The following is a 21,386-nucleotide window of genomic DNA, read 5'->3' on the forward strand; positions in this document are numbered from 1 at the left end:
ACCTCCGTTTCATCAAGTAGCCGAGCCCCATGTCCGAGCCACGCAAGATCCTCGTCACCAGCGCCCTGCCCTATGCCAATGGTTCGATCCATCTTGGCCACATGCTGGAATACATCCAGACCGATATGTGGGTGCGCTTCCAGAAGCACCGCGGCAACCAATGCATTTATGTCTGCGCCGACGACGCTCACGGTTCGGCCATCATGCTGCGCGCGGAAAAGGAAGGCATCACCCCGGAACAACTGATCGCCAACGTCCAGGCTGAGCACAGCGCCGACTTTGCCGAGTTCCTGGTGGACTTCGACAACTTTCACTCCACTCACGCCGAAGAAAACCGTGAGCTGTCGAGCCAGATCTACCTGAAGTTGCGAGACGCCGGGCACATCGCCCAGCGCTCGATCACCCAGTATTTCGATCCGGAAAAGAAAATGTTCCTGGCCGACCGCTTCATCAAGGGCACCTGCCCGAAGTGCGGCACTGAAGACCAGTACGGCGACAACTGCGAAAAATGCGGTGCGACCTACGCACCGACCGACCTGAAGGATCCGAAGTCGGCAATCTCTGGCGCCACCCCGGTGCTCAAGGATTCCCAGCACTTCTTCTTCAAACTGCCGGACTTCCAGGAAATGCTGCAGGCCTGGACCCGCAGCGGCACCCTGCAAGAAGCAGTCGCCAACAAGATCGCCGAATGGCTGGATGCCGGCCTGCAACAGTGGGACATCTCCCGCGATGCGCCGTACTTCGGTTTCGAAATCCCTGACGAGCCAGGCAAGTACTTCTACGTCTGGCTGGACGCGCCGATCGGCTACATGGCCAGCTTCAAGAACCTCTGCGATCGCCGTCCGGAACTGGATTTCGACGCGTTCTGGGGCAAGGACTCCACCGCCGAGCTGTACCATTTCATCGGCAAGGACATCGTCAACTTCCACGCCCTGTTCTGGCCAGCGATGCTCGAAGGCGCCGGTTTCCGCAAGCCGACCGGCATCAACGTGCACGGTTACCTGACCGTCAACGGTCAGAAAATGTCCAAATCCCGCGGCACCTTCATCAAGGCCCGGACCTATCTCGACCACCTGTCGCCGGAATACCTGCGCTACTACTACGCGGCCAAGCTGAGCCGTGGCGTCGATGACCTGGACCTGAACCTCGAAGACTTCGTGCAGAAGGTCAACTCCGACCTGGTCGGCAAAGTCGTCAACATCGCCAGCCGTTGCGCCGGTTTCATCCACAAAGGCAACGCCGGTGTGCTGGTGGCCGGCAACGCCGCGCCGGAGCTGACCGAAGCGTTCCTCGCCGCAGCCCCGAGTATCGCCGAAGCCTACGAGGCACGCGACTTCGCCCGTGCCATGCGCGAGATCATGGGCCTGGCCGACCGCGCCAACGCCTGGATCGCCGACAAGGCGCCGTGGTCGCTGAACAAACAGGAAGGCAAGCAGGATGAAGTCCAGGCCATCTGCGCACTGGGCGTCAACCTGTTCCGCCAGTTGGTGATTTTCCTCAAACCGGTACTGCCGTTGCTGGCCGCCGATGCCGAGGCATTCCTCAACGTCGCGCCGCTGACCTGGAACGACCACGCCACCTTGCTCAGCAACCATCAGTTGAACGAGTTCAAGCCGTTGATGACCCGTATCGACCCGGTAAAAGTGCAAGCCATGAGCGACGCCTCGAAAGAAGACCTGACCGCCAGCGCAACCGACACCGGTGATGCTGCGCCGGCCGGTAACGGTGAACTGGCCAAGGATCCGCTGTCGCCGGAAATCGACTTCGACGCCTTCGCCGCTATCGACCTGCGCGTGGCCCTGATCCTCAAGGCCGAACACGTAGAAGGTGCCGACAAACTGCTGCGCCTGACCCTCGACATCGGTGACGAGCAACGCAACGTGTTCTCCGGGATCAAGAGCGCTTATCCGGATCCGTCCAAGCTCAATGGTCGCCTGACCATGATGATCGCCAACCTCAAGCCACGGAAAATGAAGTTCGGCATCTCCGAAGGCATGGTGATGGCGGCCGGCCCTGGCGGTGAAGAAATCTACCTGCTCAGCCCCGACAGCGGCGCCAAGCCGGGTCAGCGCATCAAGTAAGGTTCTGCGGTAAATCGATCCCACAGTCGTGCCTGTCGCGACTGTGGGATTTTCATATCTGGCCCCACCCTCCGTCCTTGCCGGATAATGCCTAAGCTTTTTAGACCGCTCTGTTAGAAAGCCCTATTTCAACCGGCACGATCATGACCGAGATTCTGCTTACGCTTATCAGCACTGCCCTGATCAACAACCTCGTGTTGCACTGGCCGCTGGGCGTCGATCCGCTGATCGGCAGCGAGCGCGATCAGGTTCATGCGCTGGGCATTGCGACGACATGCCTGATGCTGGTTGTCGGCCTTTTGAGCTACTCGGCCTATCACTGGCTGCTGGTGCCGCTGGAACTCACGTCGCTGCGCCTCTTCGTGTTCCTGCCCTTGAGCGTTTTGCTGATCGGCCCACTGTTGAAGCTGCTTTCCCGTTTACTGCCCAGGCTTGCGTTCAATGGCCTCTGGCCGTTGCTGCTGGGCAACGCGGGTGTGCTGGGGCTGACCTTGCTCAACGCCCAGAACGACAAAGGATTCTTCCACGCCACAGCCCTGTGCCTCGGTGCAGGGCTGGGGTTCTGGCTGGTGCTGAGCCTGTTCAGCGACTTGCGCCAGCGCACAATCAATAATGATATTCCCCTGCCCTTTCGTGGCCTGCCGATCGAGTTGATCGGCGCCGGACTGATCGCAGTGGCTTTTCTCGGATTCAGCGGGCTGATCAAAACATGAGTCTGATTCAACGCATCGACGCCCTATTGCCGCAGACCCAATGCGGCAAGTGCGGCCACCCCGGATGCAAGCCGTACGCCGAAGGCATTGCCAGCGGCGAGCCGATCAACAAGTGCCCGCCGGGCGGCAGCGAAACCATCGCAGCGCTGGCTGACTTGCTGAAGGTGCCGGTGCTGGAACTGGACGTCAGTCGCGGTCCGGCCCCGGCGCAGATCGCCTATATTCGTGAAGCGGAGTGTATTGGCTGCACCAAGTGCATTCAGGCTTGCCCGGTGGATGCAATCGTCGGCGCGGCAAAATTGATGCACACGGTGATCGTCGACGAATGCACCGGTTGCGACCTGTGTGTCGCACCCTGCCCGGTGGACTGCATCGAGATGCGACCACTGCCCTTGGCCACGGTGCTGCCGATTGTCGGTGGCCTGGCGTTCAGCCTTGAGGAACAACAGGCGCGCACCGCCAAACGCAATCATGCGCGTCGGCGCTTCGAACAGCGCAACGCCCGCTTGCGTCGTGAGGAAGAACAGAAGCTCGCCGAACGTCAGGCCCGTGCCCAACGCACCGTGCCGCACAACGAAGTGATGACACTCGACCCGGTTCAGGCTGCGCTTGAGCGGGTGCGTGCGCAGAAAGCGGCCAACGCCGATGCGGCGCTGAAAAAAGCCAAGATCGATGTGGCGATGAGTCGCGCGCAACTGAACAAGTCGCTCAAGGCCTTCGGGCATCCGCCGACCTTCGAGCAGCAGTCGCAGCTGATCGTGCTGCAACAGCAATTCGAAGCGGCGGAGCAAGCCTTGGCGAAGCTGGAAAGCAGCGCGCCGCCCACCCCGGCGCCGGCCGCGCCAGCGAAGGATGCCGAACTGAAACGGGCGAAGATCCAGCTGGCCATGCGTCGCGCCGAACTTAACAAAGCGCGAACCAACGAAGCAGCGGCTGAACAGATTGCAGCGCTGGAACTCGCGGTGAAGGACGCCGAGCGCCAGGTGGATACCCATGCCGCCCCTTGAACCGGTGGACGAACGCCTTCAGCAGGCCATGAAACTGGTATTGCTGGCCACTGTGCCGGGGATGCTGGTGTTTTTCTGGTTGTATGGCTGGGGCGTTTTGATCAACCTGATTCTGACGGCCGTTACCGCATTGGCCGTTGAGGCAGCGGTGTTGCAACTGCGCAGGCAACTCATCAAACCAACCCTGAGCGATGGCAGCGCCCTGGTCAGCGCAACGTTGCTGGCACTGGCCTTGCCGCCTTATTGCCCATGGTGGTTGACGGTCAGTGCGGCGGCGCTCGCGCTGCTCGGCAAACACCTCTACGGCGGAGTCGGCAAGAATCCGTTCAATCCGGCAATGCTCGGTTTTGCCTTCGTGCTGGTGGCCTTTCCCCAACAGATGACTCTCTGGCCGTCATCCCACGGCATGAATTTGCTCGAAGGTTTGCAGCAGGTCTTCGGCTTCGGACAGGCACCAGATGCCTGGGTGCAGGCCACGGCGCTGGACAGCCTGCGAATCAACAAAAGCCTGACCATGGATGAACTCTTCGCGGGCAATCTTGCGTTCGGCCATTTCGGTGGACGCGGCGTGGAATGGGTCAACCTGGCTTTTCTCGCCGGTGGCGCATTCCTGCTACAACGGCGGGTGTTCACTTGGCACGCCCCGGTCGGCATGCTCGCCAGCCTGTTCGTTCTCAGCCTGCTGTGCTGGAACGGCTCGGGCTCCGACTCCCATGGCTCGCCACTGTTTCATCTGCTCACCGGCGCGACCATGCTGGGTGCATTCTTTATTGCCACCGAACCGGTGTCCGGCGCGAAAAGTCCCGGTGCCCGACTGCTGTTCGGTGCTGGCGTGGGATTACTCACCTACCTGATTCGAACCTGGGGGGGTTATCCGGACGGCGTGGCGTTCGCCGTGCTGCTGATGAACCTTTGTGTCCCGGCGCTGGAGCGGTTTGTCGCGTCCAGACAGGCGCAGGTGGCCCCATGAACCGAGCGACGAGCGTTGGGATTCTGGTGCTGTTGGCCGGGCTGGGGGTTGGCGCGACGTACTTCGTGCAACACGCCAGCGAACCGCGCATCAGTGCGCAACAACGCTTGATCGACAGCCGCAACCTGCTGGACTTGCTACCGCCGGGCAGCTACGACAATCAACCGCTGGAGCAGCCGCTCGCCCTTGAAAACATCCCCTTGGCTAACAGCACACTGCTGGGTGGCTATCTGGCTAACCAGGCCAGCCAACCTCGCGCGGTGTTGCTGCGAAGCCAGACCCTGGGCTACGAGGGCTCCATCGAGCTGCTGATTGCCATCGGCGCAAACGGCAAGTTGTTGGGGGTTAAAACCCTCAAGCAATCGGAAACCCCTGCGCTGGGTGGCAAGATCGCTGACTGGCCCAATGCCTGGCTTCAGGTGTTTACCGGCAAGTCTCGCACTGAGCCCGGCGATATGGGCTGGGCCTTGAAAAAAGATCAGGGCCAATTCGACCAGATAGCGGGCGCGACCATCACTTCAAGAGCGGTGATCAGCGCTGTCCATGACGCGTTGCGCTACTTTGATGAACACCCGCAACAGTTGATCGGGAGCGAGGTTCATGAATAAGTCATCGACGCTGCGCAACTCACTGATGCTTGCGCCGCTGATCGGCGCTACGGACGCTTGGCAGACGGCGTTGGGCCTCTGGCTGATGTTCTTCGTGGTGATCAATGCGTATGGCGCCAGCATGGCCGCCTTGCGATCACGGCTGATCCCGTCCACCCGATTGCTTGCCAGCCTCCTGCTGGCGGCCACGTTGACCAGTTGTGCGGAACTTGCCGCACAGGTCTTGTCACTTCAATGGCATCAGCACGTGGGGATCTATGCAGGATTGATCGCCGTGCAATGCCTGGTGCTGGAACACAATGGTTTTTTCCAGGAATCCTGGCTCGATCGCCTGCGCTTGTGTGGCCTGTTTGGCGCGTTGATGGTGGGCCTTGGCTTGCTGCGCGAGTTCATCGGCAACGGCGGCCTGCACCTGGCCACGCTGGTTCCCGGCGGATTCATTCTTCTGGGACTGTTGATCGCCGCCTGGCAGGCCTGGCACCGCCCGGCTCCCTCACACTGACCGATTTCGAGGAAACGCACTGTCCATGAATGCCGCAAAACGCCTGGAAATTTTCCGCAGGTTTCACGAAGACAACCCGGAACCGAAGACCGAACTGGCCTATTCCTCGCCGTTCGAATTGCTGATTGCCGTCATTCTTTCCGCCCAGTCGACGGATGTCGGCGTGAACAAGGCCACCGCCAAACTCTACCCGGTGGCCAATACGCCGGCGGCGATTTATGCCTTGGGCGTTGAAGGGCTGTCGGAATACATCAAGACCATCGGCCTGTTCAACAGCAAAGCGAAAAACGTGATCGAAACCTGTCGTTTGCTGGTGGAGCGCCATGGCGGCGAGGTTCCGCAAACTCGAGAGGAACTGGAAGCGCTGCCCGGCGTCGGCCGCAAGACCGCCAACGTGGTGCTCAACACCGCTTTTCGGCAACTGACCATGGCCGTGGATACCCACATTTTCCGGGTCAGCAACCGCACGGGCATAGCTCCGGGCAAGAACGTGGTCGAGGTGGAGATGAAGCTGATGAAGTTTGTCCCCAAGCAATACCTGCTCGATTCCCACCATTGGCTGATCTTGCATGGGCGCTACGTTTGCCTGGCCCGCAAGCCCCGTTGCGGCAGCTGCCGGATCGAAGACCTGTGCGAATACAAGCTGAAGACCTCGGACGATTGAGGCGCTATTAGATTTATTGATCCATCGATTGAAAAAATCTTTTTTACCCGCCGGGAGTTTGTCGATATAAGGAGCGCCAAAGGCAGTCTTAGCCTGGAGTTAACCTTATGAGCACTGGCAAAGAGCAATTGGACGTAGAAGACGACTTCACACCCGTTGAGGCCGATGACGCTGAACCGGTGGTTGAAGTGGCGAAGACCAACCTGAGCAAACGCCGCACCATCGACAATCTGCTGGAGGAGCGCCGACTGCAAAAGCAATTGGCCGATTACGACTTTGACTTGTGACACCTAAAAGCCTCCCGAAACGGAGGCTTTTTACCAAGTGCCAATCCCTCAGTCGCCAGTGCACTCATACCAGCCCATTGCGTTGAGCCAGTTCAATCAGGTCGACCAAGGACCGAGCATTGAGCTTCAACAACAGGCGAGTCTTGTAGGTGCTGACGGTTTTATTGCTGAGGAACATGCCATCGGCAATCTCCTTGTTTGTCTTTCCTCTAGCCAACTGTTGCAGCACCATCATTTCGCGCCCGGACAAACGATCCACCATATCGGCTTCACTGGCATTCCCGAGACTGGAGCGAACGGTATGCAGCGCTTGATTCGGAAAGTAGCTGTAGCCAGAGAGTACGGCTTTTATCGCACTGAGCAATTCAGTGAGGTCCTGTTGTTTGCAGACATATCCGGCGGCACCCGACTGCATGCAACGCATGGAAAAATGTCCGGGTGCCTGAGAGGTCAATATCAACACTTTAAGAGGCATTGCCGTAGAGGTCAGACGCGCGATGACTTCCAACCCGTCCAGCTTCGGTATTCCAATATCCAGAATGACAATATCCGGCATAAGTTCGCGGGCAAGTTGTAACGCATCCACGCCGTTATCTGTTTCTGCAATGACTTCGTAGCCATGACGCTCCATCAGCATACGTACCGCAAGACGAATGACGGGGTGATCATCCACGATCAGCACTTTATTCATGGGCAAGTCCAATTTCGCTGTTCGAATTTTTAGAGCCCGCACAATAGCCTAGTCGTTTCATCCGTGGCACGCCGCCCCCCTCGCCCACCCGCAGCGAAAGACATTCCCTACAAACAAGCAGGATATGTCTTACAAAAATCAGACAAATACTGTGTGTCTTAAATTTTATCGCCCTGCCAGCGCTGTGCTTTCAAAACTGTTTTTGTATCGATTTACATCAAGAAATCAAAGAAACCAGAAGCTGACAGAGAGATCCGGCAAGCGCTGACGATTGAGCTACGCTTAAAAAGTAACCGATATTGTCAAGCCGACACTCACACCGGACAGTTAAACCCTTAATAGACCCATTACAACAAGCCTTACATCAGGCAACACTTGAGAAACAGCAACACCATAGACTTATAAAAACAAAAATACCCGACTCACAAACAATACAGTTACTATGACCCCTACTAACAAATCAACTAAGAGGACACCACCAAAACAGTAGACAGCTTTCTCCGCCACACCTTTAACTTACCAGCACTCTTAACTTCCACGAACCCATCGAGAAAAGACAATCTTTCATGAGCAAAAAACATGAACAAATTAAAAACAAGAATCTCCAACCCCATGACAATCATCGCGATATTTGCAACCCTGTCTGAAACATCGGCCGCTATTTCTCTTCCCTTTCTCGGCGACGAGGAGAGAGAGATCTATATCTGGTTCCTTATCAGCTTCCCTTTTTATTTGCTCTTCCTGTTCTTCGCCACACTAAACTTCAACTATAGATCGCTTTACGCGCCCTCTGATTTTGAAAAAGGAAAGCATTTCATAAAGGCCATGAGCGATGCCGATCAACCACAAGGAGGCACACCTGAGCCGTTGATTGAGCATCACGTACGCTCAACGGTGCTATTAAAGGATCTGCACATCGTCGACGCACGATGGATGAGCAGCAAAATGGATTTCAACACCTTGATGGAAAAGGTCCAGCAACCACAGGAAAACCCTGCGCGCGTTATCGTGTTTCTCACGTGTACTGATTCAGAGGCATTGCTGAAGGAAGGCGCACACAAGCATGCGAAACAAACAAAGAAGCGCAACAGCACTGCGTTCTGGGTTGCCTACAATTTGAGCTCGCATGGCATGACGATGATGGCTTGAATACCGGTAGCAGAAGACAGCGCTCGAAGGGCAATCGGAGCGCAAAAGCAGACGAAAGCGTATTTGTAACAACAATAAGAAAGTTGAAACATGATGCACGGCAGGAAACATCCCTCTTTCAGAAATGTGGCCTTGTCACCGACAAGGCCACATTTCCATTACCGTCGTTGCAGCTTCAAAGGTCTCAGAAAAGCTTCCGGCCTTTGTTTGCAGCAATGCGCATGCGCAAGGCGTTGAGCTTGATAAAGCCCGCCGCGTCGGCCTGGTTGTAAGCACCACCGTCTTCTTCGAAGGTCGCGATGTTGGCATCGAACAACGATTCGTCGGACTTGCGACCAGTGACGATCACGTTGCCCTTGTACAGCTTCAGGCGCACAACGCCGTTCACGTGCGCCTGGGACGCATCGATCATCTGTTGCAGCATCAGACGCTCAGGGCTCCACCAGTAACCGGTGTAGATCAGGCTGGCGTATTTAGGCATCAACTCGTCTTTGAGATGAGCCACTTCGCGGTCCAGGGTGATCGATTCGATCGCACGGTGAGCGCGCAGCATGATAGTGCCGCCTGGGGTTTCGTAGCAGCCACGGGACTTCATGCCCACGTAACGGTTCTCGACGATGTCGAGACGGCCGATGCCGTGTTCGCCACCGATACGGTTCAGGGTCGCCAGCACGGTGGCTGGGGTCATTTCGACGCCGTCCAGTGCCACGATGTCGCCGTTGCGGTAGGTCAGCTCCAGGTATTGCGCCTTGTCTGGAGCCTTCTCCGGGGAGACGGTCCATTTCCACATGTCTTCTTCGTGCTCGGTCCAGGTGTCTTCCAGCACGCCGCCTTCATAGGAGATGTGCAGCAGGTTGGCATCCATCGAGTACGGGGATTTTTTCTTGCCGTGGCGCTCGATCGGGATGTTGTGCTTTTCAGCATAATCCATCAGCTTTTCACGGGAGAGCAGGTCCCACTCGCGCCAAGGGGCGATCACTTTCACGCCTGGCTTGAGTGCGTAGGCGCCCAGTTCGAAACGAACCTGGTCGTTGCCCTTGCCGGTGGCGCCGTGGGAAATGGCGTCAGCGCCGGTTTCGTTGGCGATTTCGATCAGGCGTTTGGCGATCAACGGACGAGCGATGGAAGTACCCAGCAGGTACTCGCCTTCGTAAACGGTGTTGGCGCGGAACATCGGGAAAACGAAATCACGCACGAATTCTTCGCGCAGATCGTCGATATAGATCTCTTTCACGCCCATGGCCTGAGCCTTGGCGCGTGCAGGTTCGACCTCTTCGCCCTGACCCAGGTCAGCGGTGAAGGTCACGACTTCACAGTTATAAGTATCCTGCAGCCACTTGAGGATCACCGAAGTGTCCAGGCCGCCGGAATACGCCAGAACGACCTTGTTTACGTCCGCCATGCCATCACTCCACGGGGTTCTACGGAAAGCCGTGAAGTCTACCGGTCATACGGAATAATTTACAGAGGCGCGACAGCTTATGACGACGAAGCGACAGATTCTGTCGAGCGAGCGACGAATTCAGCTGGCTCAGGAGGTCGCCGAGGAGCTTCCCGGCGTGGTGGTTTGAGGGGCGACTTTCTCGGTCGGTGCCACCCGTTCCAGGCGCACGGCTACCCGGCGATTCTTCGCGCGGTTGGTGGCATTGGTGTTTGGCACCACAGGATAGCGTTCACCGTGGAAACGCATTGTGATCTGCGATTCCTGGATGCCATTGGCCTTGAAATACTCCATTACCGCCAGCGCCCGGCGGCGTGACAGCTCGCGGTTGGTCAGGCGATTGCCGCTGTTGTCGGAGTGCCCGTCGAGTTCGATGTGATTGACCGTCGGATCCGCCTTCATGAACTCCAGCATCACCTGCAACTGCGCCTTGGCTTGCGGATTGAGATCGACGCCTTCACCCGGGAAGCCGATCTCGGACTGTTTGACCTGCTCGAAATTCTTCGGCAGCAGCTTCGCGACGCAACCCTGATAGTCGTTGAAAGCCTTGCTGAACTTGACCGGCAACAGGCGCACCTCAGACACGCGACCATCGCCAGAGGAATGGCGGATGACCGGGCTGCGGCCGTCCATCAACCCGCTGATCAGGCGCCCGGCCTGAACCTGCGAACTGTTGAACAACACATTGCCGCTGCCGATTCTCACCGAGCCCAGGTTGATGTCGCCACGTCCCGGTTGCCACGGCGCAGCGGCCGCCAGCAGCGTCGCGGAACCGCCGCCGATCATCGCGTTGTAGGCTTTGAGACGAAACGTCGCCTGCTCGCCGGCACGGCGCACGAATTCACCCGAACCGAAATCGGTGATCGGTTGAGTCAGGCGGCATTCGAACTTGTCACCTTCGACCGTCCACTCGATGCTCTCCAGACGCGTCTGGAAAGTGAGCGCCATCGCAGGGAGGCTGGCAAACACACTGAGCAAGGCTAAATAACGCTGGCGCACGGGAGGCTCCACTGGCTTCTACAACAAAAAGACCGATACACATATTTACGGCATACCTGTTGGATATCGGAAGCTTCCTGCAAAACTTGATAGCGAGTGCCTGAGAGAGTCTTTTCCGGTAGCATTCCCCAGAGTTTGACCCGCCTGGAATCCCCTCATGTCCGACCGCCTGACCCTGCTGCGTCCCGACGACTGGCATATTCATCTTCGCGATGGTGCTGTGTTGACCAATACCGTTGCGGATGTCGCGCGCACCTTTGGTCGCGCAATCATCATGCCCAACCTGGTACCTCCGGTGCGTAACGCCGCTGAAGCCGACGGCTATCGCCAGCGGATTCTCGCTGCACGCCCGGCCGGCAGTCGTTTCGAACCGTTGATGGTGCTGTACCTGACCGACCGCACCCAGCCCGACGAAATTCGCGAGGCCAAGGCCAGCGGCTTCGTCTACGCCGCCAAGCTGTACCCGGCCGGCGCGACCACCAACTCGGATTCTGGTGTCACCAGTATCGACAAGATCTTCCCTGCACTTGAGGCCATGGCCGACGTCGGGATGCCCTTGCTGATTCATGGTGAAGTGACCCGTGGCGATGTCGATGTGTTCGACCGCGAAAAACTCTTCATCGATGAGCACATGCGTCGTGTGGTCGAGCGTTTCCCGACGCTCAAAGTGGTGTTCGAACACATCACCACCGCAGACGCCGTGCAGTTCGTCAACGAGGCTTCGGCCAACGTTGGCGCGACCATCACCGCGCATCACCTGCTGTACAACCGCAACCACATGCTGGTGGGCGGGATTCGGCCGCACTTCTATTGCCTGCCGATCCTCAAGCGCAATACCCATCAGGAAGCCCTGCTCGACGCCGCTACCAGCGGCAGCGACAAGTTCTTCCTCGGCACCGATTCGGCGCCGCACGCCCAGCACGCCAAGGAAGCCGCTTGCGGCTGTGCCGGTTGCTATACCGCTTATGCAGCGATCGAGATGTATGCCGAAGCCTTCGAACAGCGCAACGCGCTGGACAAGCTCGAAGCCTTCGCCAGCCTCAACGGCCCGCGCTTCTATGGCCTGCCGGCGAACACCGATCGCATCACCCTGGTCCGCGATGAGTGGACCGCCCCGACCAGCCTGCCATTTGGCGAGCTGACCGTAATCCCGCTGCGCGCCGGTGAAAAACTGCGCTGGCGCCTGCTGGAGGAACACGCGTGAGTGAAGACCATTTCGACGACGAACAGGACGGTCAAGGCGGCGGAGGTGGTTCACGCCACCCGATGGCTGAGCGCTTCCGTGGATACCTGCCCGTTGTTGTCGACGTTGAAACCGGTGGTTTCAACTCTGCCACTGACGCCTTGCTGGAAATCGCCGCGACCACGATCGCCATGGATGAAAAAGGGTTTGTGTACCCCGATCACACCTATTTCTTCCGTGTCGAGCCTTTTGAAGGCGCGAATATTGAAGCAGCCGCACTGGAATTCACCGGAATCAAGCTCGATCACCCGCTGCGTATGGCGGTAAGCGAAGAAGCAGCCCTGACCGATATTTTCCGCGGCATCCGCAAGGCCCTGAAAGCCAACGGTTGCAAACGGGCGATTCTGGTCGGGCACAACAGCAGCTTCGACCTGGGCTTCCTCAACGCCGCTGTCGCGCGTCTGGACATGAAACGTAACCCGTTTCATCCGTTCTCCAGTTTCGATACCGCGACCCTCGCCGGTCTGGCTTACGGTCAAACCGTACTGGCCAAGGCTTGCCAGGCGGCGGACATCGACTTTGACGGTCGCGAGGCTCACTCGGCGCGCTACGATACCGAGAAGACGGCCGAGCTGTTCTGCGGCATCGTCAATCGCTGGAAACAAATGGGCGGCTGGGAAGACTTCAACGACTGATCCTGGTAGCTGGATTTATCCCGCCCATAAAAAAACCGGCCTCAACGGCCGGTTTTTTTGTGCCTCAAACGTGCCTTACAGCGCAGCAGCGTTCTCGGTCAGGTAAGCCGCGACGCCTTCGGTCGAAGCGGTCATGCCTTTGTCGCCTTTCTTCCAGTTGGCAGGGCAGACTTCGCCGTGCTCTTCGTGGAATTGCAGAGCGTCGACCAGACGGATCAGCTCTTCCATGTTACGGCCCAGCGGCAGGTCGTTGATGATCTGCGAACGGACAACGCCTTTGTCGTCGATCAGGAACGCGCCACGGAAAGCCACGCCGCCTTCGGACTCAACGTCGTAGGCCTTGGCGATTTCGTGTTTCATGTCGGCAGCCATGGTGTAGCGAACCTGGCCGATACCGCCATTGTTCACCGGGGTGTTGCGCCATGCGTTGTGGGTGAAGTGCGAATCGATCGAAACCGCGACCACTTCAACGTTACGTGCCTTGAAGTCAGCCATGCGGTTGTCCAGAGCGATCAGCTCGGATGGGCAAACGAAGGTGAAGTCCAGTGGGTAGAAGAACACCAGGCCGTATTTGCCTTTGATGGCCGAGGACAGGGTGTAGCTATCCACGATTTCGCCATTGCCGAGGACGGCAGGTACGGTGAAGTCCGGGGCTTGTTTGCCTACGAGTACGCTCATTGAATATCTCCTGGTCTATTAACGTGAAGAACTGGGTTCGCGTCAGCCTGCCACCCTCAGGCGACAGCCCTGTGACACGACCCCCTTCGCAAGGACCGACCATCATACACGGCGTTTTTGAGCTGTCCTCAACGGTTTTTCACCGATGCACCAAATAGGTTGTCTCGGCAGGTAATGGCAGATCGCTAGATGAAAACCGTTCGTCAGTCATACGCGCTTATAACGCGAAGCTTTCAGAAAGCACTTTGACAATCATTCTCGTTAACATTAAGATCCATCGCAACTGAGTCACCACCAGCGACGGTTCTTAGCTTATGTATGTCTGCCTCTGCACTGGCGTCACCGACGGTCAAATCCGCGATGCAATCTACGAAGGTTGCTGCAGCTACAAAGAAGTCCGTCAGGCGACTGGCGTAGCCAGCCAATGCGGCAAATGCGCCTGCCTTGCCAAGGAAGTGGTCCGCGAAACCCTGACCAAATTGCAATCGGCCCAGGCCGCGATTCCTTTCCCTGTAGAATTTACTGCAGCGTAAATACCGTATTCCAAAGAACCGGACTTGAAGTCCGGTTTTTTTATGTCTGAAAATCAATTGCTTACGGGCTAGACGCGGAACACAAACATTCTTATTCCGATTAATTTTCATTTAAGTTTCAATAACTTAGGTTTGACACTCTTAGTTGCGCGGCTCAAACTCTGCCTTATAGACAGCTAATACAGGGCAGGACCCCACCATGAAAGGCGACATTACAGTCATCCAGCATCTCAACAAGATCCTTGCCAATGAACTGGTCGCGATCAATCAGTATTTTCTGCATGCGCGCATGTACGAAGATTGGGGTCTGAACAAGCTTGGCAAGCACGAATACCACGAGTCCATCGACGAGATGAAACACGCGGACAAGCTGATCAAGCGCATCCTGTTCCTCGAAGGTCTGCCGAACGTCCAGGACCTGGGCAAGCTGCAGATCGGCGAGCACACCCAGGAAATGCTTGAGTGTGACCTGCGTATCGAAAAAACCGGTCATGCCGACCTCAAGGTTGCCATCGCACATTGCGAAACCGTTGGCGATTTCGGTAGCCGTGAATTGCTCGAAGACATTCTTGAGTCCGAAGAAGAACATATCGACTGGCTGGAAACCCAACTGGGCCTGATCGATAAAATCGGTCTTGAGAACTATCTGCAATCGCAGATGGGCGAAGAGTAAGTTAGCGCCCGCTAAACTCGATACATTAAAAAGCCCCGCGCTCTTTTGAAGAGGCGGGGCTTTTTCATGACCGGCTTCAGGTTCACCCTGAAACAAATGTGGGAGCGGGCTTGCTCGCGAAGGCGGTAGGTCAGTCAACTAATCTGTTGAATGTTGTACCGCTTTCGCGAGCAAGCCCGCTCCCACATTGAGAGGATCAGGCTTCGGTCTTGCCAGCAGCAGCCGCTTCAACAGCAGCCTTGATCGTGGCCTGCAGCGAACCATCAGCCGACATTTCAGTCATGATGTCGCTACCGCCGACCAGCTCACCACCGACCCACAGTTGCGGGAAGGTTGGCCAGTTGGCGTATTTTGGCAGGTTGGCGCGGATTTCCGGGTTCTGCAGGATGTCCACGTACGCAAACTTTTCACCACATGCCATCACGGCCTGCGCGGCTTTCGCGGAGAAGCCACACTGCGGGGCATTCGGCGAACCTTTCATGTAAAGCAGAATGGTGTTGTTAGCAATCTGCTCTTTAATCGTTTCGATGATATCCATGGAGCACCTCGGCTGAACTTTCCGACTCAAGGGTCGGCACGGTGGCGCATTGTAACGGAAACCCGAGCGCCATGCTCGGTCTCCCCGACAGACACAATCAAGCTGCCGCCACAGTCACCGGAACACCGTTCAACGCCGCATTCCCCGACAACTCGTCGAGCTGGCATTCATCGGTCAGGTCATTGGCGCTGGAGCCTGGTTGACCACTGGCGATCGTCATCTGCACGCCGGGCCGCGCATGGCCCCAACCGTGAGGCAGGCTGACCACGCCTTTCATCATATCCAGACTGGCGACCACTTCCACTTCGATCATGCCGACCCGCGAACTGACCCGTACGCGCTGCCCATCGCTGAGCCCACGGCTGGCCAGGTCATCCGGGTGCATCAACAATTGATGGCGCGGCTTGCCCTTCACCAGACGGTGGTAGTTGTGCATCCACGAGTTGTTGCTGCGCACATGGCGACGACCAATCATCAGCAATTCATCGGCGGCCGGTGCCTGCAGCGCGGCGAAGCGCGCCAGGTCGGCGAGAATCGCGGCAGGCGCAGCCTGGACTCGCTGGTTAGCGGTTTTCAGGCGCGGCGCGAGGTTGGATTTGAGCGCGCCCAGATCGACACCGTGCGGATGATCGAACAGCGTTGCGAGCGAAAGCTTGTGTCCAGAGGCATCACCATAAAGCCCCATTCGAAGTCCGCGATCGATCATCTGTGCGGGAGGAATGGTCGGTTTCAGTTCCTTGCCGGTCTTCGCCGCAAAGGCCTGGGCCAGGCCGACAAAGATCTCCCAGTCATGCAACGCACCCTCTGGTTTTGCCAGAATCGCCCGGTTGAAACGGGTCACGTTGCGCACCGCAAACATGTTGAACGTAGTGTCGTAGTGATCGTTTTCCAGTGCCGAGGTCGACGGCAGGATCAGGTCGGCATAGCGCGTGGTTTCATTGATGTACAGGTCGATGCTGACCATGAACTCCAACCCGTCCAGCGCCTGTTCCAGTTGCCGGCCATTAGGTGTGGACAGCACCGGATTGCCGGCCACGGTGATCAACGCACGGACCTGCCCTTCCCCGCCGGTCAGCATCTCTTCCGCCAGGGCCGACACCGGCAACTCGCCGCCGTACTCGGGACGCCCGGATACCCGGCTCTGCCACAGATTGAAATGGCCGCCCGAAGTGGACGCCACCAGATCCACCGCAGGTTCTGTGCACAACGCCCCGCCGACGCGGTCGAGGTTGCCGGTGACCAGGTTGATCAGTTGCACCAGCCAATGGCACAAAGTGCCGAAGGCCTGGGTGGAAACGCCCATCCGGCCATAACAGACCGCAGTCGGCGCTGCCGCAAAATCACGGGCCAGTTGGCGAATCTGCTCTGCCGGCACCGCGCACAAAGGGCTCATGGTGTCGGCGGTGAATGTGGCGATGGCCTGACGGACTTCATCCAGACCGTCCACCGGTAAATGACTGTCGCGGGTCAGGCCTTCGGCGAACAAGGTATTGAGCAGCCCGAACAACAGCGCCGCATCACCACCGGGGCGCACGAACAGATGTTGATCGGCAATCGCAGCCGTTTCACTGCGACGCGGATCGACCACCACCACTTTGCCGCCCCGGGCCTGAATCGCCTTCAGGCGTTTTTCCACATCCGGCACGGTCATGATGCTGCCGTTGGAGGCCAGTGGATTGCCGCCGAGGATCAACATGAAGTCGGTGTGATCGATGTCCGGGATCGGCAACAGCAAGCCGTGGCCGTACATCAAATGGCTGGTCAGGTGATGAGGCAACTGGTCGACCGAGGTCGCGGAAAACCGGTTGCGTGTTTTCAGCAGGCCCAGGAAGTAATTGCTGTGGGTCATCAACCCATAGTTGTGCACGCTGGGATTGCCTTGATAAACCGCCACCGCGTTCTGCCCGTGACGCTCCTGAATCGCCGCCAGGCGTTCGGCGACAAGGCTGAAGGCGTCTTCCCACTCGACAGGCTGCCATTCGCTGCCCACTCGCAGCATCGGCTGACGCAGGCGATCCGGATCGTTCTGGATGTCTTGCAGGGCAACCGCCTTGGGGCAGATGTGCCCACGGCTGAACGTATCCAGCGGGTCGCCTTTTATTGAGTTGATCTGTACGCCGCTGCCTTCGACCTCGGAGGTCTCGATGGTCAGGCCGCAAATGGCTTCACACAGGTGGCAGGCACGGTGATGGAGAGTCTTGGTCATGGCCAGTCTCTGTTTTGTTCTGGGCGGGCAATATCGGCCGCGGGAACAAAACTATGGCGCGTGACCCGCCACTGCGCCAGCGACGTTCGTCTTGTGAATCGGCGACCATCAGGCCAGCCGATGGCCGCGCACGATCACTTCGGCGGCAACCCAGGTGGCGGCGCCTGCAACTGGATCTCCTGAATGGTTTCGATCTGCTCCTGGGCGACATGTACGCCGGTGAGCTCGCCGATCAGTCGCCAGTGCTCATCGAGCCCGGTGCTGATGGTTGCCATGCGGTCGATCATGCGTCGACCGGCCGCCTTGGTCACTTCGTCTTCACTGCGCATCAATTCAAAGGACATCGACGTCATGGAAGCGGTGAGGTGGGTCAGAGAACGGGCCGTGAGGCCAAGTAAATCCATTAACAGCTGTTCTTTCGATTCCATTCCGAAGGCTTCCTGCATCATTCGTGAGCTAGTTATAACCCAGCACTTTGCATTAGCAAATGTTTCATCCCGGCACATCGCCAGCCACCGTCGCGAATATCAGGTCAGAAACCGACCCGTGGCCATGCGATCCCCGCCCGGTTTGATTGCCAACCCCAAGGAGCCCAGTGTACAAATGACAGGCTGCTGTCAGTAAACCGGCTTCAAAAGCGCTACTGCGGACACCCCGTAGCCCCTCTGAAATCCCCAAACACCGTAGCCTATTGGAAAAACGCGACATTTAATGTCAATATCGCGCCTCCCCCTATTTCGTCGCCCCGTGCGGCTTACGCCGCAGGTCTCGCCCGTTTTTCAGTTAAACAAGGCTTTGAGTATCTGCGGTCTGTTGCAAAAAGGTAGTCAATGATGAGCGCAAGGCACTTTCTCTCCCTGATGGATTGCACGCCCGAAGAGCTGGTCAGCGTGATCCGTCGAGGCGTTGAGCTCAAGGACCTGCGTAACCGCGGCGTACTGTTCGAGCCTCTGAAAAACCGCGTGCTCGGGATGATTTTCGAGAAGTCCTCGACCCGCACCCGAATTTCGTTCGAAGCCGGCATGATCCAGCTCGGCGGCCAGGCCATTTTCCTGTCACCGCGCGACACGCAGCTGGGCCGTGGCGAGCCGATCGGCGACGCCGCCATTGTCATGTCGAGCATGCTCGATGCGGTGATGATCCGCACGTTTTCCCACAGTACCCTGACCGAATTTGCCGCCAATTCGCGCGTCCCGCTGATCAACGGCCTGTCCGATGACCTGCACCCGTGCCAGTTGCTGGCCGACATGCAAACCTTCCTCGAACATCGCGGCTCGATCCAGGGCAAGACCGTGGCCTGGATCGGCGACGGCAACAACATGTGCAACAGCTATATAGAAGCGGCGATCCAGTTCGACTTCCAGTTGCGCATCGCCTGCCCTGAAGGTTTTGAACCCAACCCGCAATTCCTGGCCAAGGCAGGTGATCGCGTGACCATCGTCCGCGATCCGAAGGACGCCGTGCGTGGCGCCCACCTGGTGAGCACCGACGTCTGGACCTCCATGGGCCAGGAAGAAGAAACCGCCAAGCGCCTGAAGCTGTTCGCGCCGTTCCAGGTGACTCGCGCCTTGCTCGACCTCGCGGCTGAGGATGTGCTGTTCATGCACTGCCTGCCGGCCCACCGTGGCGAGGAAATCAGCCTCGACGTGCTCGATGACAAGCGCTCCGTCGCCTGGGATCAAGCGGAAAACCGCCTTCACGCACAAAAGGCCCTGCTCGAGTTTCTCGTCCCGCCTTCGTACCATCACGCATGAGCCATCCATTACTGCTTAACCTGCGCAACCTCGCCTGTGGCTATCAAGACCAGCGCGTGGTGCAGAACCTCAACCTGCATTTGAATGTCGGCGACATCGGTTGCCTGCTGGGCTCTTCAGGCTGCGGCAAGACCACAACGCTACGGGCGATTGCCGGTTTCGAACCGGTGCACGAAGGTGAAATCACGCTGGCGGGCGAGACCATTTCCCGCGCCGGTTTCACCCTCGCCCCGGAGAAACGCCGAATCGGCATGGTGTTCCAGGACTACGCGCTGTTTCCGCATTTGAGCGTGGCCGAGAACATCGCTTTCGGGATCCGCAAGCATCCGCAAAAGGATCGCGTCACCGAAGAACTGCTGGAACTGGTCAACCTGAAAAACCTTGGCAAGCGCTTCCCGCATGAGTTGTCCGGTGGTCAGCAACAACGTGTCGCACTGGCCCGCGCTCTGGCACCGGAACCGCAACTGCTGTTGCTCGACGAACCGTTCTCCAACCTCGATGGCGAACTGCGGCGCAAGCTCAGCCATGAAGTGCGCGACATTCTCAAGGCCCGTGGCACCAGCGCGATTCTGGTAACCCATGACCAGGAAGAAGCCTTTGCGGTGAGCGATCACGTCGGGGTGTTCAAGGAAGGCCGGCTGGAACAGTGGGACACGCCCTACAACCTGTATCACGAACCGCTGACGCCTTATGTGGCCAGCTTCATTGGCCAGGGTTATTTCATCCGCGGCCAATTGAGCAGCCCGGAGTCGGTGCAGACTGAACTGGGTGAGTTACGCGGTAATCGCGCCTACACCTGGCCAGTGGGCGGAGCGGTGGACGTGTTGCTGCGTCCGGACGATATCGTTTATGCACCCGACAGCGGTTTGAAGGCACGGATTGTCGGGAAGTCCTTCCAGGGTGCGTCGACGCTGTATCGTTTGCAGTTGCCGACCGGTGCACAGCTGGAATCGATCTTTCCCAGCCATGCTGATCATCACGTCGGTGCCGAGGTGGGTATTCGAGTCGCGGCTGAACACCTGGTGCTGTTCCAGGCGTCCGGTAGCACGGCAGCGCAGATTCTGGCGGTCGAGTCCGGTGTTCGCCGCTACAGCACCGCCAGCTGACATACACGAACAAACTGTGGGAGCGTGCTTGCTCGCGAAAGCGCCGGACCAGTCAACATCTTCGTTGAATGTAATATCGCTTTCGCGAGCAAGCCCGCTCCCACATAAGATTTGTGTCAACCGAGAATAAGTGTTCCGCTCGCAACCAGCGTAGCATTCCCGCCAATCTTCACCCGATCCCCTTCCAGCCGGCAGAACAACTCTCCGCCTCGATTCGAGCACTGATACGCCGTGAGGCTCGACTTGCCCAACCGCTTCGACCAATACGGAATCAAGCTGCAATGGGTCGACCCGGTCACCGGATCTTCATTGATGCCGATCGCCGGGGCGAAGTAACGCGACACAAAATCATGCTTGCCGCCCTTGGCGGTGACGATCGCACCCGGCCACGGCAGTTTGGCCAGGGCGACCATGTCTGGCTGACAATCGAGCACCGCCTGCTCCGATTCCAGCACCACGAACAATTCATTTGAACCCAACACGTCGACCACTTCGACACCCAAGGCGCGTTCGACATCCAGCGTCACGCCCACTTCAGACGGCACGATGGCCGGAAAATCCAGCCACAAGCGTCCGTCCTCACGACTCACACTCAACGGGCCGGACTTGCAGATGAAGTCCAGGCGTTCGACCGGTTCCTTATAGATTTCAAACAAAACATGCGCACTGGCGAGGGTCGCATGGCCGCACAACGGCACCTCAGTGGTCGGGGTAAACCAGCGAATGTGCCAGCCCTGCCCCTCGCGCACCACGAAGGCGGTTTCAGCGAGGTTGTGCTCGGCAGCGATCTTCTGCATCAACTCATCGGCGAGCCAGGCCTCAAGCCGGTACACCATCGCCGGGTTCCCACTGAACGGGCGATCGCTGAACGCGTCGACCTGATGAAACTCAAGCTGCATAACCTTCTC

22 protein-coding genes and 1 pseudogene are annotated in these 21,386 nt (G+C 58.0%); 15 read left to right on the forward strand and 8 right to left on the reverse strand.

The features are described from left to right. Positions 1-29: 29 nt before the first annotated feature. From metG to ACA053_RS23040, 8 genes and pseudogenes are all read left to right on the forward strand, one after another. Positions 30-2,081 carry a methionine--tRNA ligase gene (gene metG / locus ACA053_RS23005; RefSeq protein WP_109634423.1) on the forward strand — a complete coding sequence of 684 codons (2,052 nt, stop codon included), beginning with the start codon at positions 30-32 and terminating at the stop codon, positions 2,079-2,081. A gap of 143 nt (positions 2,082-2,224) precedes the next feature. Then, complete coding sequence (locus tag ACA053_RS23010; protein WP_497393780.1) at positions 2,225-2,794, forward strand: electron transport complex protein RnfA; 570 nt, start codon at positions 2,225-2,227, stop codon at positions 2,792-2,794. A 17-nt stretch (positions 2,795-2,811) separates the two neighbouring features. After that, positions 2,812-3,186 (forward strand): annotated as a pseudogene (rsxB, locus tag ACA053_RS23015) (electron transport complex subunit RsxB); the annotation flags it as partial. A gap of 601 nt (positions 3,187-3,787) precedes the next feature. Beyond that, the gene (locus ACA053_RS23020; protein ID WP_497393781.1) at positions 3,788-4,771 is read left to right on the forward strand and encodes an RnfABCDGE type electron transport complex subunit D; all 984 of its coding nucleotides are present in this window, start codon (positions 3,788-3,790) and stop codon (positions 4,769-4,771) included. Then, a complete protein-coding gene (locus tag ACA053_RS23025; RefSeq protein WP_497393782.1) occupies positions 4,768-5,379 on the forward strand; it encodes an RnfABCDGE type electron transport complex subunit G in 612 nt (203 codons plus the stop codon). The genes ACA053_RS23020 and ACA053_RS23025 overlap by 4 nt, the downstream gene beginning before the upstream one ends. After that, positions 5,372-5,881, forward strand: coding sequence for an Rnf-Nqr domain containing protein (locus ACA053_RS23030; RefSeq protein WP_497393783.1), 510 nt, complete (start codon positions 5,372-5,374; stop codon positions 5,879-5,881). The genes ACA053_RS23025 and ACA053_RS23030 overlap by 8 nt, the downstream gene beginning before the upstream one ends. Positions 5,882-5,906: 25 nt before the next feature. Continuing rightward, a complete protein-coding gene (nth, locus tag ACA053_RS23035; RefSeq protein WP_109634432.1) occupies positions 5,907-6,545 on the forward strand; it encodes an endonuclease III in 639 nt (212 codons plus the stop codon). Positions 6,546-6,652: 107 nt separating this feature from the next. After that, a complete protein-coding gene (locus ACA053_RS23040) occupies positions 6,653-6,832 on the forward strand; it encodes a PA3496 family putative envelope integrity protein (protein ID WP_007898493.1) in 180 nt (59 codons plus the stop codon). A 64-nt stretch (positions 6,833-6,896) separates the two neighbouring features. Here ACA053_RS23040 and ACA053_RS23045 read toward each other — a convergent pair whose 3' ends face one another. Then, positions 6,897-7,523, reverse strand: a complete 627-nt coding sequence (locus tag ACA053_RS23045; protein WP_007943575.1) for a response regulator transcription factor — start codon at positions 7,521-7,523, stop codon at positions 6,897-6,899. Between the two features lie 579 nt (positions 7,524-8,102). On the opposite strand from ACA053_RS23045, the gene ACA053_RS23050 reads away from it, so the two are divergent. Beyond that, positions 8,103-8,672 carry a hypothetical protein gene (locus tag ACA053_RS23050; protein WP_109634434.1) on the forward strand — a complete coding sequence of 190 codons (570 nt, stop codon included), beginning with the start codon at positions 8,103-8,105 and terminating at the stop codon, positions 8,670-8,672. A 184-nt stretch (positions 8,673-8,856) separates the two neighbouring features. Here ACA053_RS23050 and ACA053_RS23055 read toward each other — a convergent pair whose 3' ends face one another. Together ACA053_RS23055 and ACA053_RS23060 are read right to left on the reverse strand one after the other, a co-directional pair. Further along, positions 8,857-10,074 (reverse strand): argininosuccinate synthase, encoded by a 1,218-nt coding sequence (locus ACA053_RS23055; RefSeq protein ID WP_007898502.1) that lies wholly within the window; start codon positions 10,072-10,074, stop codon positions 8,857-8,859. A gap of 129 nt (positions 10,075-10,203) precedes the next feature. Continuing rightward, on the reverse strand, positions 10,204-11,112 hold the full coding sequence (locus ACA053_RS23060; RefSeq protein ID WP_109634436.1) for a flagellar protein MotY: 909 nt from the start codon (positions 11,110-11,112) through the stop codon (positions 10,204-10,206). A 157-nt stretch (positions 11,113-11,269) separates the two neighbouring features. Between ACA053_RS23060 and pyrC the strand changes: the two genes are divergently transcribed. Beyond that, entirely contained in the window at positions 11,270-12,316 is a 1,047-nt protein-coding gene (pyrC, locus tag ACA053_RS23065) for a dihydroorotase (protein ID WP_109634437.1), read from the forward strand. Then, positions 12,313-12,990, forward strand: coding sequence for a ribonuclease T (gene rnt, locus ACA053_RS23070; RefSeq protein ID WP_064679478.1), 678 nt, complete (start codon positions 12,313-12,315; stop codon positions 12,988-12,990). The genes pyrC and rnt overlap by 4 nt, the downstream gene beginning before the upstream one ends. A 75-nt stretch (positions 12,991-13,065) precedes the next feature. Here the strand turns inward: rnt and ACA053_RS23075 are convergent, their stop codons facing one another. Beyond that, entirely contained in the window at positions 13,066-13,668 is a 603-nt protein-coding gene (locus ACA053_RS23075; protein WP_010457682.1) for a peroxiredoxin, read from the reverse strand. A gap of 314 nt (positions 13,669-13,982) precedes the next feature. Here ACA053_RS23075 and ACA053_RS23080 point away from each other — a divergent pair, with 314 nt between their 5' ends. Next, positions 13,983-14,201: a bacterioferritin-associated ferredoxin gene (locus ACA053_RS23080; protein ID WP_007943567.1), complete on the forward strand. Its 219-nt coding sequence runs from the start codon at positions 13,983-13,985 to the stop codon at positions 14,199-14,201. 199 nt (positions 14,202-14,400) lie between these two features. Beyond that, on the forward strand, positions 14,401-14,874 hold the full coding sequence (gene bfr / locus ACA053_RS23085) for a bacterioferritin (protein WP_010457685.1): 474 nt from the start codon (positions 14,401-14,403) through the stop codon (positions 14,872-14,874). A gap of 196 nt (positions 14,875-15,070) precedes the next feature. Here bfr and grxD read toward each other — a convergent pair whose 3' ends face one another. From grxD to plzR, 3 genes are all read right to left on the reverse strand, one after another. Continuing rightward, positions 15,071-15,412: a Grx4 family monothiol glutaredoxin gene (grxD, locus tag ACA053_RS23090; RefSeq protein WP_109634441.1), complete on the reverse strand. Its 342-nt coding sequence runs from the start codon at positions 15,410-15,412 to the stop codon at positions 15,071-15,073. A 97-nt stretch (positions 15,413-15,509) separates the two neighbouring features. Beyond that, positions 15,510-17,618, reverse strand: coding sequence for a molybdopterin oxidoreductase family protein (locus ACA053_RS23095; protein ID WP_497393784.1), 2,109 nt, complete (start codon positions 17,616-17,618; stop codon positions 15,510-15,512). Positions 17,619-17,752: 134 nt separating this feature from the next. Further along, positions 17,753-18,046 carry a PlzR type 4 pili assembly inhibitor gene (gene plzR, locus ACA053_RS23100; protein WP_497393785.1) on the reverse strand — a complete coding sequence of 98 codons (294 nt, stop codon included), beginning with the start codon at positions 18,044-18,046 and terminating at the stop codon, positions 17,753-17,755. Between the two features lie 405 nt (positions 18,047-18,451). Between plzR and argF the strand changes: the two genes are divergently transcribed. After that, positions 18,452-19,372, forward strand: a complete 921-nt coding sequence (gene argF, locus ACA053_RS23105; RefSeq protein WP_497313368.1) for an ornithine carbamoyltransferase — start codon at positions 18,452-18,454, stop codon at positions 19,370-19,372. After that, positions 19,369-20,478 (forward strand): ABC transporter ATP-binding protein, encoded by a 1,110-nt coding sequence (locus ACA053_RS23110; RefSeq protein WP_109634448.1) that lies wholly within the window; start codon positions 19,369-19,371, stop codon positions 20,476-20,478. Before argF ends, ACA053_RS23110 begins: the two co-directional genes overlap by 4 nt. 116 nt (positions 20,479-20,594) lie before the next feature. Here ACA053_RS23110 and ACA053_RS23115 read toward each other — a convergent pair whose 3' ends face one another. Then, complete coding sequence (locus ACA053_RS23115) at positions 20,595-21,377, reverse strand: PhzF family phenazine biosynthesis protein (RefSeq protein ID WP_109634450.1); 783 nt, start codon at positions 21,375-21,377, stop codon at positions 20,595-20,597. Between the last annotated feature and the right edge of the window lie 9 nt (positions 21,378-21,386).

This window comes from Pseudomonas sp. LBUM1672 (assembly GCF_059695655.1).